This is a genomic window from Marinobacter sp. PE14 (assembly GCF_053566155.1).
The window spans coordinates 1,179,403-1,194,816 of sequence record NZ_JBQXNY010000001.1; the positions used below are offsets into that span (position 1 = coordinate 1,179,403).

At 57.1% G+C, this 15,414-nt stretch carries 15 protein-coding genes; 10 read left to right on the plus strand and 5 right to left on the minus strand.

Annotated elements, in window-relative coordinates; all coding sequences use genetic code 11:
* Positions 1-77 precede the first annotated feature (77 nt).
* A complete protein-coding gene (xseA, locus tag ACWJ62_RS05595) occupies positions 78-1,466 on the minus strand; it encodes an exodeoxyribonuclease VII large subunit (RefSeq protein ID WP_449285280.1) in 1,389 nt (462 codons plus the stop codon).
* 192 nt (positions 1,467-1,658) lie between these two features.
* On the opposite strand from xseA, the gene guaB reads away from it, so the two are divergent.
* A complete protein-coding gene (guaB, locus tag ACWJ62_RS05600; RefSeq protein ID WP_449285281.1) occupies positions 1,659-3,122 on the plus strand; it encodes an IMP dehydrogenase in 1,464 nt (487 codons plus the stop codon).
* A gap of 62 nt (positions 3,123-3,184) precedes the next feature.
* Positions 3,185-4,762, plus strand: a complete 1,578-nt coding sequence (gene guaA, locus ACWJ62_RS05605; RefSeq protein ID WP_449285282.1) for a glutamine-hydrolyzing GMP synthase — start codon at positions 3,185-3,187, stop codon at positions 4,760-4,762.
* 59 nt (positions 4,763-4,821) lie between these two features.
* Here guaA and ACWJ62_RS05610 read toward each other — a convergent pair whose 3' ends face one another.
* From ACWJ62_RS05610 to ACWJ62_RS05620, 3 genes are all read right to left on the minus strand, one after another.
* Complete coding sequence (locus ACWJ62_RS05610; RefSeq protein ID WP_449285283.1) at positions 4,822-5,652, minus strand: hypothetical protein; 831 nt, start codon at positions 5,650-5,652, stop codon at positions 4,822-4,824.
* A gap of 68 nt (positions 5,653-5,720) precedes the next feature.
* On the minus strand, positions 5,721-6,335 hold the full coding sequence (locus ACWJ62_RS05615) for a hypothetical protein (RefSeq protein ID WP_449285284.1): 615 nt from the start codon (positions 6,333-6,335) through the stop codon (positions 5,721-5,723).
* 302 nt (positions 6,336-6,637) lie between these two features.
* Complete coding sequence (locus tag ACWJ62_RS05620; protein ID WP_449285361.1) at positions 6,638-7,015, minus strand: helix-turn-helix domain-containing protein; 378 nt, start codon at positions 7,013-7,015, stop codon at positions 6,638-6,640.
* A gap of 391 nt (positions 7,016-7,406) precedes the next feature.
* Here ACWJ62_RS05620 and tadA point away from each other — a divergent pair, with 391 nt between their 5' ends.
* Genes tadA through ACWJ62_RS05640 form a run of 4 tightly spaced genes read left to right on the plus strand, consistent with a single transcriptional unit; the run spans position 7,407 to position 10,747 of the window.
* A complete protein-coding gene (tadA, locus tag ACWJ62_RS05625) occupies positions 7,407-7,910 on the plus strand; it encodes a tRNA adenosine(34) deaminase TadA (RefSeq protein WP_449285285.1) in 504 nt (167 codons plus the stop codon).
* Positions 7,911-7,919: 9 nt separating this feature from the next.
* Positions 7,920-8,915, plus strand: coding sequence for a UDP-glucose 4-epimerase GalE (galE, locus tag ACWJ62_RS05630; protein ID WP_449285286.1), 996 nt, complete (start codon positions 7,920-7,922; stop codon positions 8,913-8,915).
* A gap of 30 nt (positions 8,916-8,945) precedes the next feature.
* A complete protein-coding gene (locus ACWJ62_RS05635) occupies positions 8,946-10,289 on the plus strand; it encodes a UDP-glucose dehydrogenase family protein (RefSeq protein WP_449285287.1) in 1,344 nt (447 codons plus the stop codon).
* Positions 10,290-10,312: 23 nt separating this feature from the next.
* Positions 10,313-10,747 carry an HIT domain-containing protein gene (locus tag ACWJ62_RS05640; protein WP_449285288.1) on the plus strand — a complete coding sequence of 145 codons (435 nt, stop codon included), beginning with the start codon at positions 10,313-10,315 and terminating at the stop codon, positions 10,745-10,747.
* A gap of 13 nt (positions 10,748-10,760) precedes the next feature.
* On the opposite strand, the gene fabR is transcribed toward ACWJ62_RS05640, so the two are convergent.
* On the minus strand, positions 10,761-11,378 hold the full coding sequence (fabR, locus tag ACWJ62_RS05645) for an HTH-type transcriptional repressor FabR (RefSeq protein WP_449285289.1): 618 nt from the start codon (positions 11,376-11,378) through the stop codon (positions 10,761-10,763).
* 210 nt (positions 11,379-11,588) lie between these two features.
* Between fabR and aspS the strand changes: the two genes are divergently transcribed.
* From aspS to ruvA, 4 genes are read left to right on the plus strand one after another with little or no spacing between them, the layout of a single operon-like run.
* On the plus strand, positions 11,589-13,397 hold the full coding sequence (aspS, locus tag ACWJ62_RS05650; protein ID WP_449285290.1) for an aspartate--tRNA ligase: 1,809 nt from the start codon (positions 11,589-11,591) through the stop codon (positions 13,395-13,397).
* Between the two features lie 25 nt (positions 13,398-13,422).
* Positions 13,423-14,166 carry a YebC/PmpR family DNA-binding transcriptional regulator gene (locus tag ACWJ62_RS05655; protein WP_449285291.1) on the plus strand — a complete coding sequence of 248 codons (744 nt, stop codon included), beginning with the start codon at positions 13,423-13,425 and terminating at the stop codon, positions 14,164-14,166.
* An 18-nt stretch (positions 14,167-14,184) separates the two neighbouring features.
* Positions 14,185-14,712 (plus strand): crossover junction endodeoxyribonuclease RuvC, encoded by a 528-nt coding sequence (gene ruvC / locus ACWJ62_RS05660; RefSeq protein WP_014577393.1) that lies wholly within the window; start codon positions 14,185-14,187, stop codon positions 14,710-14,712.
* Between the two features lie 30 nt (positions 14,713-14,742).
* A complete protein-coding gene (ruvA, locus tag ACWJ62_RS05665; RefSeq protein ID WP_449285292.1) occupies positions 14,743-15,372 on the plus strand; it encodes a Holliday junction branch migration protein RuvA in 630 nt (209 codons plus the stop codon).
* Positions 15,373-15,414 lie beyond the last annotated feature (42 nt).

The following is a 15,414-nucleotide window of genomic DNA, read 5'->3' on the forward strand; positions in this document are numbered from 1 at the left end:
TGTTTTAATACCTTTCCTGACAACTTTAGGCCGTTTGAAATCATGGACTAGTAGACCATTGGCTTAGTCTTGGGGGTCTAGGGGCCAGTTTCTTCTGCAGATTTGACTGAAGTCACCTTCGCAGTCATTTCACCCTGCGCAACGCGGGCTGAGATGGTGTCGCCCGGGTTAACGTTTGAGGTATCCCGCAGAATCTGTCCTTCGCTGTCGCGTACGATCGAATACCCTCGTCCAAGCGTCGCAAGGGGGCTGACCACATTCAGAGTCTGCGCTGCGTGTTCCAGATTGTCGCGGCGCTGTTTCAGTTCGTGTTGCATCACAGAAACCAATCGCTCGCTTACGCGCCGCAGAGCGTCCTGACTGTCCGAAAGCTGGCGGCGGGGTGACTGCATTACCAGTCTCTGGCGTAGATGATCATTGCGCACGCCAACGGTTGTCAGGCGTTGGCGAATGACTTTCTGGAGGCGCATCTCGAGCTCATCCATTCGCTGTGCTTTCTCCAGAAGCTCCCTTCTGGGGTCGCGCAACCGGGCGCTCAGATGTCCGACCTGGGTGCGCAGACGCTTCAGGGCGAGCCCGATGGCGTTGGACAGGCGGAATTCCCGTTCTTGCAGCTGTTTGAGCCAGTCTGACTGATCTGGCGAAATCTTTTCAGCGGCAGCCGAAGGTGTCGGAGCCCGAAGATCCGCTACGAAATCGGCAATGGTCACATCCACCTCGTGACCAACCGCGCTGACCGTGGGAATCCGGCAAGCGGAAATGGCACGGGCGACCGCCTCCTCGTTGAAGCACCAGAGATCCTCCAGGGAGCCACCGCCACGGCCAATAATCAGAACATCGGCAACGCCGTGGTTCTGTGCGGCTTCGATGGCTCGTACGATGTCAGCGGTAGCCGCCTTGCCCTGAACGGCAGTGGGGTAGAGCGTTACGGGTATAGCAGGGCACCGCCGGGCGAGAACGGTGAGTATGTCGTGGATCGCAGCGCCGGTGGGCGAGGTGACAACGCCAATGTGCCTGGGCAGTGAGGGCAGCGGTTTCTTGCGGGCCTGGTCAAACAGCCCTTCGGCCAGCAGTTTGCGTTTGAGCTCCTCGAAGGCCTGTTGGAGGGCACCGAGCCCCGCTGGCTCAATGTGCTCAACGATAATCTGGAAGTCGCCGCGGTTCTCGTAAAGGGTGACCTTGCCGCGGATCCGTACCTGATCGCCCTCTTTCGGCGGTGTGCGGATGCGCTGGTTCATGCCCCGGAACATGGCACACCGCACCTGGCATTTGCGGTCTTTCAGGGAAAAGTACCAGTGGCCGGAAGAGGGGCGAGAAAATCCGGAGAGTTCACCTTCCACCCACACCTGCATAAAGCTCGACTCCAGAAGGTGTCTGGCCTGGTGGTTGAGCTCGCTAACGCTGAGTGCCCGGGGGCGGGTGTCCTGAAGATGCGGCGTCGCCGGTCCTGATCCGTCGTTATACATACGCAATAGCCGAAAAGAGGGAGGGTAAAAATAGCCAAATTTCAAAAAGATGCAATCGAACCTTAAAAAAGGGCCGGTTTACTGTCCTCGAGAGCCCCATTATAATAGATCGATTAAGGATTTTGCTTTGTCGTACCGCCGCGGGTACGGCACGGAAATTCCCAACTTAGCACGATCAAAAGGCGGATCCCAATGCTGCGAATTGCCGAAGAAGCCCTCACATTTGATGACGTTCTGCTGGTTCCCGGATATTCAGAAGTCCTGCCCCATGAGGTCAGCCTGCAGACCCAGTTGACCAAGGGTATCACTCTCAATATCCCTCTTCTGTCTTCTGCAATGGATACCGTTACCGATGCAGAGCTGGCCATTGCCATGGCGCAGGAAGGCGGTATCGGCATCATGCACAAGAACATGACCGTTGAGCAACAGGCGGCGGCTGTGCGTAAGGTCAAGAAGTTCGAAAGTGGTGTCGTGAAGGATCCGATTACCGTTTCGCCCGAAACAACCGTTCGCGAACTGGTTGATATCACCATGGCGAACAGCATCTCCGGTCTTCCGGTGGTGGATGGCCACGACCTGATCGGCATCGTAACCGGCCGAGACATCCGTTTTGAGAGCCGGATGGACACGCTGGTTCGGGATATCATGACACCGAAGGAAAAGCTGGTTACGGTCAAGGAAGGCGCCTGTCTCGAGGAAGTGAAAGAGCTGCTGCATCGCCACCGGATCGAGAAGGTTCTGGTCGTCAACGATAACTTCGAGCTGCGCGGCTTGATCACGGTCAAGGATATCCAGAAGGCGAAAGATTACCCGCTGGCGTGTAAAGACGACCAGGGCCGTTTGAGAGTCGGCGCGGCCGTCAGCACCGGTGGCGACACCGAGGCCCGAATCACGGCATTGGCCGAAGCCGGGGTCGACGTGATCGTGGTGGATACGGCTCACGGTCATTCCCGTGGCGTTATCGAACGCGTTCGCTTTATCAAAAAGAATTTCCCCGATGTTCAGGTGATTGGCGGCAACATCGCCACGTCACACGCGGCGCTCGCCCTGGCCGAAGCCGGCGCGGATGCTGTCAAGGTAGGCATTGGCCCCGGTTCCATCTGCACCACCCGCATCGTGGCGGGTATTGGCGTGCCCCAAATTTCCGCGGTTTCCAACGTGGCAGCAGCTCTTAAGGAACACGGAGTCCCGGTAATTGCAGATGGCGGCATCCGTTTCTCCGGTGATATCGCCAAAGCCATTGCCGCTGGCGCCCATAGCGTCATGATCGGCAGCCTGCTGGCAGGTACCGATGAGGCACCTGGCGAAGTGGAGCTGTTCCAGGGCCGCAGCTACAAGGCCTATCGTGGCATGGGCTCCATCGGCGCGATGGGCCAGGGCTCCAGCGACCGTTACTTCCAGGATGCCAGTAAAGGTATCGAGAAACTGGTCCCGGAAGGTATCGAAGGCCGCGTTGCCTGCAAAGGTCCGATGCGCAACATCGTTCACCAATTGGTTGGTGGTCTGCGGGCTGCCATGGGCTACACCGGTAGCGCTACCATGGAAGAAATGCGCACCAAGCCTGAATTCGTGCGCATCACCAACGCGGGTATGCGTGAGAGCCACGTACACGATGTGACCATCACCAAAGAATCGCCCAACTACCGTATCGGTTAACCATTGCCCTACCAGACGCGGCCCCCAGAGGGCCGCGTTGTTTATTCAGCCCCGAGGACTCCATGGCCCAGAACATCCACGACCACCGCATCCTGATTCTCGATTTCGGTTCCCAGTACACCCAGCTGATTGCCCGCCGTGTTCGCGAGATCGGCGTTTACTGTGAGATCAAGGCGTTCGATATCACCGATGAAGAGCTCAATGAGTTCAATCCCAAAGGGATTATTCTTGCAGGTGGTCCGGAGTCGGTAACTCAACTGGGCGGTCCCCGGGCGCCGGAAGGGTTGTTTGACCGCGGCATTCCGATTCTCGGCATCTGTTATGGCATGCAGACCATGGCGGAGCAGCTCGGGGGCCGCGTTGCCAGTTCCGAGAAGCGCGAGTTTGGCTATGCCCAGGTTAAGGTCCGGGCCAAGGGTCCACTGCTGGCGGATATCACCGATCATCTGACTCCGGCTGGAGAGTCATTGCTGGACGTGTGGATGAGCCACGGTGACAAGGTGGTGGCGATGCCGGAAGGCTTCGAGCTGCTGGCCTCCACCGAGAGCGCACCAATTTCTGCGATGCAGGACCTCAGCCGGAACCTGTACGGCGTTCAGTTCCACCCCGAAGTCACCCACACCCTCCAGGGCAAGCGGATTCTCGAGCATTTCATTCTGACTATCTGTAAGTGCGAGGCTCTCTGGACACCGGCCAAGATCGTTGATGACGCGGTTCGGCAGATTCGCGAGCAGGTCGGCACAGACAAGGTACTGCTTGGCCTGTCCGGTGGTGTCGACTCGTCGGTGACGGCTGCGCTGCTGCACCGCGCGATCGGTGATCAGCTGACCTGCGTCTTCGTGGACAATGGGCTGTTACGGCTGCACGAAGGCGATCAGGTGATGGACATGTTCGCCAGCAACATGGGCGTTAAGGTAATTCGGGTTGATGCCGAAGACCTGTTTCTGTCGAAGCTCAAAGGCGTCAATGATCCCGAGCAGAAACGGAAGATCATCGGCAATACTTTTATCGACGTGTTCGACGACGAAGCGGCCAACATCCGGGACGTCAACTGGCTGGCCCAGGGTACGATCTATCCCGACGTCATCGAGTCTGCCGCTTCCAAGACGGGCAAGGCCCATGTGATCAAATCCCACCACAACGTGGGCGGCCTGCCGGAAACCATGAAGATGAAGCTCGTGGAGCCCCTGCGCGAATTGTTCAAGGACGAAGTGCGCCGGATCGGCCTTGAGCTTGGCCTTCCGTACGACATGGTTTACCGGCACCCGTTCCCGGGACCGGGCCTTGGGGTGCGTATTCTTGGGGAAGTGAAAAAGGAATACGCCGATATCTTGCGTAAGGCAGATGCCATCTTCCTGGAAGAGCTTCATCGGGCGGATTTCTACCACAAGACGAGCCAGGCCTTTGCGGTGTTCCTGCCGGTCAAGTCGGTGGGCGTGGTAGGTGACGCCCGCCGCTACGAATACGTGGTGGCTCTCCGCGCTGTGGAAACCATCGATTTCATGACCGCACGCTGGGCGCATCTGCCGTACGATCTCCTTGAGACTGTTTCGAACCGGATCATCAATGAGATCACCGGTGTATCCCGGGTGACATATGATGTTTCCTCCAAACCGCCGGCAACGATTGAGTGGGAATGATCGTGCCTTAATACTGGAGCGGAATTTGCTGTCCCTACCAGAGGTTCGAGGGTTCGTCGCTAGAACGAGAAGCGGGCGCCAAACATGGGCCCGCTAAAACTGAAATCCTGCATAAGACCCTGTGAACCGAGATCATACTCCAGGTGTCTATAGCTGATCATCAGGCCTCCCCACCCGAATGCGTAGGATGCGCCGGTCAGTGCTTGCCAGGTAAGGTCAGCATCGCCGGTTCCGACATCAAGATAGTAATTCAAAGACCAGTTGCCGTTACCAATGTTGGTCGCACCTTTGGTGCCAACGAGCACATCCCAGAATTCCTGGTCGGAATCGACGGATCCTTGTCGATCCAAAACGCTTCCTCCGCCTGGCAACTCAACGTCAACGCTGAGGTTCCAGCTGGTTTTTGCTTCAATGCTGAAGTAACGGGTACCTGCAAAAACGTCGAGCGATGAGCGAGCATCCTTGAGCAGGTTATAACCACCTGCCAGAGTCACAGCGAAGCCATCGATGTCGGTCCTGGTGTTCAGGTTTGTGCTTGCATCTACAGGAAGACGGTCGCCTGTTCCTGACAAGACTGACACAACTCGGTCGTCATCCGATTCCAGCCCCAGATAAATAACATCTGAAAAAATAAGGAAGCGTTCTTTTCGGGCTTCTCCCTGGAGGAGGAACGCGCCGTTCAGCAGGTCAAGCCAGTCGGTCGGTCCCACATCAACCCGTGCGGACCCACCATTATTGTTGTTGCTGGGGAGGTCATAGTTCAGCTTGCCGCTGATCGTTGGCAACCAAAGGTAGGGCGTTAACTGAAATTGCCAATCACCAGTGACTTCGCCTGCCATTGCGCTTTGAAAGGCCAGGGGGGCTAGCAGAAGTAGCTTTGAATTCTTCATCGGTTCTCCGGCGAGGGTGTATGCGTAATCCTTGCGCCAGTCGGTTTTAGCGGGCGTTTTCGTGACTCTTATTTGGCCTTCTCTACGGCGACTGCCAGAGACTCAGTAATCGTTAACGCAACGATATCGCCGACCTCAGCTCGCCTGAGGTTCTCGGGATTTCTCGCAACATATTCCTGCAATTCTCCGTCAGGCCCTTCGAGAATGAAGGTGTTATCTTCAAGATTGATGGCTTTTACGACCGAAACAATGACAACGGAATCCACAGCCATGCCTGACGGCATCTCGCCTTCATCGGCACGTGCAGCTGCCAGTATTTCGGCCTGATCTGGTCCAAGACCGTCTCCCGCCATGACTTCAATGGAAATGGTTCGGACATGCTCTGCAACGAGAGTGTCTCCGGGTGAAACCTGTTTCAGGTTGCGGACACTGTCACTGGCGATCAGCGTTTGCGTTTCACCCATGTCGTCGATCAGGGTGATTTCACGAGTCTCGTAGTTAATGGATTTTACGACAGCTCTGACCGTCCGGGTCTGGCTGGCCGAAAACGAGGGTTTTGTAACGCTTGCTGATACTGAGCCGTCGCTCGGAGTTGCCGCAGTGGCGATCTGGCTGGGTAAACTAGCCAGGCTGGCACAGAAAACCAATCCAGCTAAGGAAAGTTGTTGGAAGCTTTTCATCAATCGAACCTCGTGAAGTTGATAACATCCGGTGTGAAAATCAAAACTGCTCCGGCACTCGTTTTAATCGAATACAGCTCTTAGAAATCGAATCTGAGGTATGCCAGCGCCTTCGTATTGCCAATCCAAGTCGCCCTAATAGCTGTTTTTCGAGACCCCAACGTCAAGCTTTACGGAATTGATGCTTTCGACTTCTCGAGCCCAAGGTCATCCTCCATGTTCATAGTCTGACTATTCCTCTATAGCTGTACGGACGCTATCAAGAAAGCGCATAGCGTTATCGGAACGGGCGCGTCGACAGTCGATTATGAACGCTCCGGGCTCTCCTCACCTGTCTGGCTCTGGTGCAAGGTATCGGAAGGTGATTCTCCGAACAGCCGCTTGTAGTCGAGCGAAAACTGGCCCATATGTGCGAAGCCGCACTCGCGCGCGACACTGCAAACTGTGGTGATAGACGGTTCGGCATGCTGAAGTAGCATATTGGCTTTTCTCAAACGTTCCCGTTTTAAGAAGGCCATTGGTGTGATGCCATAGGTGCGCAGAAAAAGATAACCGAGCGTTCGCTTGCTTACACCAGACGCTTCAGAAAGATGACCGAGCTGGATTCTTTCTTTCATGTGTCGTGCGATGTAGGCAAGCGCTTCATCCAGTCTGCTGTGATAGGTCGATCTCTTATTCGGCATGGTCAAGATATTTCACAACACAGTTCGACGCTGGATTGCGTGAGCGTTGATTCTAGGGCGGAAGGAAATTGCTTCGCTATCGTGAATCCGCACGAAACAGGATCGGCGGCAAAGCGATTGGGGCGGGCAAAAGAGGCTGGGGCTAGGTGATCGCCCGCCCGCTTGACGCCTTTAGGTGGCTACGGCACATGGTGCAGGCGCAGCAAACGTAAATAGCGGGAAGGGCTGGTTCCGAAGGCGTCGGCGAAAGCTTATTCAAGGTAGCGACGGCTGGCCAATCGAATTTTGTATTCAAGTGGAAATCCGGAAAGGCGGACGGTATTCTGCCGTTGCCTGACAGGGCATGGTCAAATAGTGCCGATTGTGAATAATCGACGGAATGCCGCATTCAATGCCTGACCGTAATGAAATTGACGAATTTTGGATGAATCGCGCGCTCCAGCTGGCTGTTGAGGCTGCAGCAAAGGGAGAGGTGCCTGTTGGTGCTGTCGTGGTCCTTGATGGCAAGGAAATCGGCGCTGGTTTTAACGCGCCGATTTCCGGTTGTGATCCCACGGCCCATGCGGAAATCCGGGCTTTGCGCGATGCCGCCGCCCGGGTGGGCAATTATCGGCTGCCCGATGCCACGCTTTACGTTACTCTGGAGCCCTGTACCATGTGCGTGGGTGCCATCGTTCATGGCCGCATCAGTCGTCTTGTCTACGGGGCCAGTGAGCCCAAGGCCGGTGCAATAGAGTCTGCACGCCGAACGCTTGAGGAGCCCCATCTTAACTGGGATGTGACGGCGGTTGGCGGTGTTCTCTCAGACCAGTGCAGTCAGGTGATCAGTGAGTTTTTCAGCCGGCGGCGGGCAGAAATCCGGCGTCTGCGCAAACGAAATTCAGGGAAGGAGTAGTTCTCGCCTATGAAAGTCCTCGTTACCGGCGGAGCCGGGTATATTGGCAGTCATGTGGTTCGTCAGCTTGGCCAGGCTGGTCACGATATCGTGGTGTTCGATAATCTCTCCACAGGCTACCGCTGGGCGGTGACCGCCGGCGAACTGGTGGTCGGGGATCTGGCTGATGAGGCAGCAGTCGAGGCTCTGTTCTCCCGTCACCGGTTTGAGGCGGTTCTGCATTTCGCGGCCAATATTGTGGTGCCGGAGTCTGTCGCCAACCCCCTGAAGTACTACAGCAACAATACCCGAAATACCCTGAACCTCCTGAAAGCGGTCGAAAAGCACCAGGTGCCCTACATGGTGTTCTCATCCACTGCGGCGGTTTATGGCATGCCTGAGCAAACGGTGCTCACCGAGGATCTGCCGCTGGCGCCGATCAACCCGTATGGCGCGTCCAAGATGATGAGCGAGCGGATGATCATGGATCTGGCCGCAGCCTCCAGCCTCAACTATGTAATTCTCCGTTATTTCAATGTGGCAGGCGCGAATCCGGAAGGGCTGCTGGGACAGGCCACACCTGAGGCCACGCATCTGATCAAGGTGGCCTGCGAGTGCGTGACGGGACAGCGCGAAGGTATGAGTGTCTTCGGCACCGATTACGATACCCGGGACGGCACCTGCATTCGCGACTACATCCACGTGGAAGACCTGGCCAAGGCTCACGTGATGGCGCTTGACTACATGGCAGATGGAGGTCATTCGAAGGTCATGAATTGCGGTTATGGTCGCGGCTTTACGGTCCGGGAAGTGATTGATGTGGTCAAGGCGCAATCCGGCGTTGATTTTCCGGTCACCGAAACCGGCCGCCGCGCCGGCGACCCGGCAGCATTGATGGCGGACAACACGCTTATTCGCCAGACCCTGGGCTGGCAGCCGGACTACGACAATCTGGATACCATTGTTGGCACGGCGCTGGCGTGGGAAGCAATCTGGCAGAAGAAAAAAGCTGACGACACCCAATAACTTTTCTGTATTTGTATCGGGATTTAAAGGATGAAAATAACGATTTTTGGAACCGGTTATGTTGGCCTGGTGACTGGTGCTTGCCTGGCGGATGTTGGCCACGACGTTCTCTGTATGGACGTGGACCAGGGCAAAATTGAAAAGCTCAAGAATGGCCAGATTCCCATCTATGAGCCGGGCCTCGATAATATCGTAAAGCACACCGTTGAGGCGGGCCGCCTGTCCTTCACGACAGATACCGAAGAGGCCGTTCGTCACGGCACACTCCAGTTTATCGCCGTGGGCACGCCCCCGGACGAAGATGGCTCTGCCGACCTCCAGTATGTAACTGCTGTAGCCCGTTCCATTGGTGAACACATGGAGGACTACAAGGTAGTTGTCGACAAGTCCACGGTGCCGGTCGGCACCGGCGACAAGGTCCGGGCTGCGGTTCGCGCCCAGCTGGATCGTCGTGGCCTGGAACTGGATTTCGATGTGGTGTCCAACCCGGAGTTTCTCAAGGAAGGGGCGGCCATCAACGATTTCATGAAGCCTGATCGCATTGTTGTCGGGACCGATAGCGAGCGGGCGGTTGAGCTTCTGAGAGAGGTCTATTACCCGTTCAACCGCAGTCACGACCGTATGATCTTTATGGATTTGCGGTCCGCAGAGCTCACCAAGTATGCAGCCAACTCCATGCTGGCCACCAAGATCAGCTTTATGAACGAAATCGCCAACCTGGCAGAGCGACTGGGCGCTGATATCGAAGCCGTGCGCCGGGGCATTGGCTCCGACCCGCGGATTGGTTATCACTTCATCTATCCCGGTTGTGGCTACGGCGGTTCCTGTTTCCCGAAAGACGTTCAGGCCCTCGCCCGAACCGCCAGCGACTGCGGTTACGACGCACACTTGCTGAATGCCGTTGAATCGGTGAACTACGCCCAGAAGCACGTGCTGTTTGACAAGATCAGCCATTATTTCGGCGGCGATCTGAGCGGCAAGGTCGTTGCGCTCTGGGGGCTGGCGTTCAAGCCAAATACGGATGATATGCGAGAAGCGTCTGCTCGTACCCTGATGGAAGATCTCTGGAAGGCTGGCGCCCGGGTCCAGGCCTTTGACCCGGAGGCCATGGAAGAAGCCCAGCGTATCTATGGTGATCAGGATGGCCTGACTCTTTGCGGCACTAAGGAGCAGGCGCTCAAGGGTGCGGATGTACTGGCTATCTGCACCGAGTGGAAGGAATTCCGTTCGCCGGACTTTGAATCCATTGCCGCGGCCATTCGTGAGCCTGTGGTCTTTGACGGCCGCAACCTGTACGAGCCGGAAATGCTGGAGCGCTACGGGCTTATCTACTACGCCATCGGCCGTGGCCGCACCCAGTTTCACTCGGAGTGATATACGGATAACGGGAGGGGATCATGAGTGAGCCGGTGGTTTTTCGGTTACATGAGCGATTGGAGGCCGACACTGTGGGCCTTGGAAGCACCTCGCTGTGTGAGATCCGATTAATGAACGATAGCACCTGGCCGTGGGTGCTGCTGGTGCCGGCGGTGGCCGGGATTCGGGAAGTTTATCAGTTGTCGGCGGATCAGCAGCACCAATTGGTCCGTGAGTCGTCGGTGCTCAGTGAAGCCATGATGGACGCGTTCGGCGGCGACAAAATGAACGTCGCCGCTCTCGGCAACATGGTGCCTCAGCTCCATCTCCATCATATCGTGCGCTTCGAGGGCGACCCGGCCTGGCCGGGCCCGGTGTGGGGCAAGCAGGCGCCGGTACCTTATTCCGAGGAGGAGCTGCAGCAGGTTCGACAACGACTGGCGCCGGTGCTTGCCGAGCTTCAGGCAGGAGTTTAGTCGTTAGGGCAGGTTAGTGCCGTTTTGCCAGAGTCTGTGAGCCGACCAGTATCATTCTGAGTTCGGTTTTTAGCTTGGCCTTCAGCTCCTCACGCTCCGGGGGCGTTGCATCCAATGCTTCGGCCCCCTGGTTGAAAACCAGTGTTACCATGGTTTCGGCCACCAGTCTCGGCTCCGAAAGTGGCTTGTTCTGTTCATCGGCGATTCGCCGAAGATCATCCGCCAGTTCGGTGACAAAGTGATCAATCTCGGCCTTTACCGCTGTCCGGAAGGGCTTCGACACCCCCGTCCGCTCACGTAGCATCAGCCGGAACAGGTTTGCGTTGTTGCCCAGATACTCCATGAACGTTTCCACGGATGTCGAAATAGCGCTGCCACCGTCCCGGGCAATCCGTTTGCGGGCCTGTCGCATAAGTTGCCGCAGGGCAACGCCGCCTTCATCCACCAGAGCCAGACCCAGTTCATCGAGTTCGGCAAAGTGCCGGTAGAAAGAGGTAGGGGCGATCCCGGCTTCCCGGGCAACTTCCCGCAAACTGAGACTGCCAAACCCCCGGTCCGCGCTTAGCTGCGAGAGTGCGGCATCCATAAGCGCCCGACGGGTTTTCAGTTTCTGTTCCGCTCTGGTGGCCAAGTTCAGGCTCCATCTGTTTGGTATGAAAGACGGCATTCTAGCTGCCGGTTAACCAGCAGTCACCCGACTGCCTGATTTGCGTGTCAGCACGCCTGATTTTCGGAGTCATTGTGTTTATAATGGGCGGCTTTTCCGCTATGGTCGCTCCATTTTTCAAGCGATCCAGAACACGCACCATATTTGAACACATTAAACGTAACGGGAACCGGTATGCGCAGTCATTATTGCGGTGGGATCAACGAATCCCACATCGATCAGGAAGTCACACTTTGCGGATGGGTACACCGCCGCCGTGACCACGGTGGGGTTATCTTCCTGGATCTGCGGGATCGGGATGGTATGTCTCAGGTGGTTGTTGACCCTGATACCCCTGAGAGCTTTGCGCTCGCGGAAAAAGTACGCAGCGAATTCGTGATCAAGGTTACCGGCCGAGTGCGTCGTCGTCCTGCCGGCACGGAGAATAACAACATGCCGACCGGGCAGGTTGAGCTTCTGGGTAAGGAGCTGAGCATCCTGAATGCCGCAGCAACGCCGCCGTTCCCGTTGGACGAGCACGTAGACGTTGGCGAAGACGTGCGGTTGCGCTACCGTTTTGTGGACCTCCGTCGCCCCGAGATGATCAACCGCCTGCGTTTCCGCTCCCGGGTAACCAGCTATATCCGTAACTACCTCGATAGCAACGGCTTCATGGATGTGGAAACCCCCATCCTGACCCGCGCCACGCCGGAAGGTGCGCGGGATTACCTGGTGCCAAGCCGCACTCATGAAGGTTCCTTCTTCGCGCTCCCGCAGTCGCCCCAGCTGTTCAAACAGCTGCTGATGGTGTCTGGTGTTGACCGTTACTACCAGATTGCCAAGTGTTTCCGGGACGAGGATCTGCGTGCGGACCGTCAGCCGGAATTCACCCAGGTGGACATTGAGGCCTCCTTCATTGACGAAGAGACACTGATGGGATTGAACGAAGATATGGTTCGTTCCCTGTTCAAGGATGTACTCGATGTTGAACTGCCGTCTTTCCCGCAGATGCCCTATGCCGAGGCAATGCAGCGCTACGGCAGCGACAAGCCGGATCTGCGTATCCCGCTGGAACTGCTGGACGTGAACGATCTGGTTGAAGGCGTGGACTTCAAGGTCTTCGCCGGTCCCGCCAAGGATCCAAAGGGTCGTGTGGCGGCTTTGCGTGTGCCGAAGGGTGGTGAGCTGACCCGCAAGCAGATTGATGACTACACCAAGTTTGTCGGTATTTACGGTGCCAAGGGTCTTGCCTATATCAAGGTCAATGATCTGTCCAAGGGCGTAGAGGGTCTGCAGTCTCCGATCATCAAGTTCCTGGGTGATGACGTGGCCCTGGCGATCATGGAGCGTGTGGGTGCTGAAGACGGCGACATCGTATTCTTCGGTGCAGACAAAACCAACGTGGTCAACGAAGCCCTGGGCGCACTGCGAATCAAGATCGGTCACGATCTGGACATGCTGACGTCCGAGTGGGCACCGCTCTGGGTTGTGGATTTCCCGATGTTCGAGGAAACCCCGGACGGCGGCCTGACCGCGATTCACCATCCGTTCACCGCGCCTTCCTGCAGCCCGGAAGATCTGGCCGCAGATCCCGCCAATGCACTGTCCCGTGCTTACGACATGGTATTGAACGGTACCGAGCTGGGCGGCGGTTCAATCCGTATCCACGATGAGAAAATGCAGGAAGCGGTGTTCCGCATCCTGGGTATCGGCGAGGAAGAAGCCCGGGCCAAGTTCGGCTTCCTGCTGGATGCCCTGAAATTTGGTTGCCCGCCCCATGGTGGTCTGGCGTTCGGCCTGGATCGACTGGTCATGCTGATGACTGGTGCTACGTCCATCCGTGACGTCATCGCATTCCCGAAAACCCAGAGTGCCACCTGCCTGATGACCCAGGCGCCCGGCGAAGTGGACGAGAAGCAGTTGCGTGAGTTGCACATCCGCCTGCGCAAGCCGTCAAAGCCGGTTGAAGGCAACAAGGCGGAAGCCGGAGAGGGCAACGAGTAAGTCAGTGATTTAGGGGAGGAGCTGTATGGCGGGTCACAGTAAGTGGGCCAACATCAAGCACCGCAAAGCGGCACAGGATGCCAGGCGGGGCAAGATCTTCACCAAAATCATTCGTGAGCTGACCGTGGCCGCGCGTCAGGGCGGGGGGGATCCAGACGATAATCCCCGTCTCCGCGCGGTCATCGACAAGGCGCTCACCGCCAATATGAAAAAAGACACCATCGAGCGCGCGGTTGAGCGTGGCGCCGGTGGTGGCGATGATGACAACTACGAAGAGCTGACCTACGAAGGCTATGGCCCGGGTGGTGTGGCGATATTCGTGGAAGTCATGACCGACAACAAAAACCGGTCTGTGGCCGAAATTCGCCATGCGTTCAACAAGATGGGTGGCAATCTCGGTACCGACGGATCGGTAGCCTACCTGTTCAGCAAGCAGGGCATCATCAGCTACGGTCCGGAGTGGGAAGAAGACAGACTGGTGGAAGCGGTGCTCAGCGCCGGTGCCGAAGACCTTGCGGCCCAGGAAGACGGTTCCTGGGAAATCGTAACCACACCCGAGCAGTTTCTGGACGTCAAGGAATCGCTGGTCAATGCGGGACTGGTACCGGACAATGCCGAAGTAACCATGGTTCCATCCACGCGGGTTGAGCTGGATCGGGACGGCGCGGAAACCATCCTCAAGCTCATTGATATGCTCGAAGATCTGGACGATGTTCAGAATGTCTACCACAACGCGGATATCTCCGGCGAGATCATGGAATCGCTTTGACCAGTCAGGAGCATTGATGTGGCGATAATTCTGGGCGTTGATCCGGGGTCACGAATTACCGGTTACGGCGTTATCCGGGCGGATGGTCGACACATCGAGTACATCGACAGTGGTTGTATCCGGGTGGGCGAGAAGCCCATGGCCGAACGCCTTCAGACCATCTTCCAGAGCCTTGCCACCCTGATCGGAGAGTATCGGCCGGAAGAGTTTGCCATCGAGCAGGTGTTCATGGCCCGCAATCCCGACTCGGCTCTGAAACTCGGCCAGGCCCGCGGCGCGGCCATCGTCAGTGCCGCCAACAGTGGTTTGGCGGTTCATGAATACTCGGCGAGGCAGGTAAAGCAGGCGGTGGTCGGCAAGGGCGGCGCTGACAAATCCCAAGTTCAGCACATGGTTCAGGTGTTGCTTTCGCTCTCACGCAAACCTCAGGCCGATGCGGCCGATGCGCTCGCCATCGCGATGTGCCATGCCCACATGAGTCAGAGTATTCTGCGGGTGGCCAGTGGCGCCGGAAAGGTCCGAAGCGGTCGCGTGCGACAACAATAAACCGCTCACAGGAGCGACAGGAGATTCAGCTTGATTGGTCGTATCCGAGGTATTCTGGTCGAAAAGGCTCCGGGCCAGGCGCTGGTTGAGTGCGCCGGTCTGGGCTACGAAGTCGACATCCCCTATACCACCTTCTTTCATCTGCCGGAAACCGGCGATGAAGTTACCCTGCACACCCATTTTGCCGTCCGTGAAGACGCCCAGAGCCTCTACGGCTTTGCTTCCAGCCTGGACCGGGACCTGTTCCGCTTGCTGATCAAGGTCAATGGGGTTGGTCCGAAGCTGGCAGTTGGCATTCTTTCCGGATTGGACGCACAGCAGTTCATTCGCTGCGTCGAGAACCGAGACTTGGCCTCACTGGTCAAGCTCCCCGGCGTTGGCAAGAAAACCGCAGAACGGCTTCTTATTGAAATGGCGGACCGGATAGGGCAACTTGAAGGGCAATTTGTGCCAACGTCGCCCGAGACGACAGGCGTGGGGCAGTCGGGCGGACAAGGCCCCGCTGGCGGGCCGGCGGCCACTGAAGAGGCGGAAGCCGCACTGATTGCTCTGGGTTACAAGCCACAGGAGGCTGCCAAGGCGATCAGCAAAGTGGCCGAGGAGGGCATGAGCAGTGAAACGCTCATACGTCTGGCCCTGCGAAACATGATCCCGGCCTGATCGTCAGAACCTGTAGAGAGCGTAACGTGACACCTGCTAACC

Coding starts and splice junctions, on each gene's coding strand:
- guaA (WP_449285282.1), top strand. CDS start 3,185: ATGGCCCAGAACATCCACGACCACCGCATCCTGATTCTCGATTTCGGT.
- tadA (WP_449285285.1), top strand. CDS start 7,407: ATGCCTGACCGTAATGAAATTGACGAATTTTGGATGAATCGCGCGCTC.
- ACWJ62_RS05610 (WP_449285283.1), bottom strand. CDS start 5,652: ATGAAGAATTCAAAGCTACTTCTGCTAGCCCCCCTGGCCTTTCAAAGC.
- xseA (WP_449285280.1), bottom strand. CDS start 1,466: ATGTATAACGACGGATCAGGACCGGCGACGCCGCATCTTCAGGACACC.
- guaB (WP_449285281.1), top strand. CDS start 1,659: ATGCTGCGAATTGCCGAAGAAGCCCTCACATTTGATGACGTTCTGCTG.
- ACWJ62_RS05655 (WP_449285291.1), top strand. CDS start 13,423: ATGGCGGGTCACAGTAAGTGGGCCAACATCAAGCACCGCAAAGCGGCA.
- ACWJ62_RS05640 (WP_449285288.1), top strand. CDS start 10,313: ATGAGTGAGCCGGTGGTTTTTCGGTTACATGAGCGATTGGAGGCCGAC.
- aspS (WP_449285290.1), top strand. CDS start 11,589: ATGCGCAGTCATTATTGCGGTGGGATCAACGAATCCCACATCGATCAG.
- ACWJ62_RS05635 (WP_449285287.1), top strand. CDS start 8,946: ATGAAAATAACGATTTTTGGAACCGGTTATGTTGGCCTGGTGACTGGT.
- ACWJ62_RS05620 (WP_449285361.1), bottom strand. CDS start 7,015: ATGCCGAATAAGAGATCGACCTATCACAGCAGACTGGATGAAGCGCTT.
- galE (WP_449285286.1), top strand. CDS start 7,920: ATGAAAGTCCTCGTTACCGGCGGAGCCGGGTATATTGGCAGTCATGTG.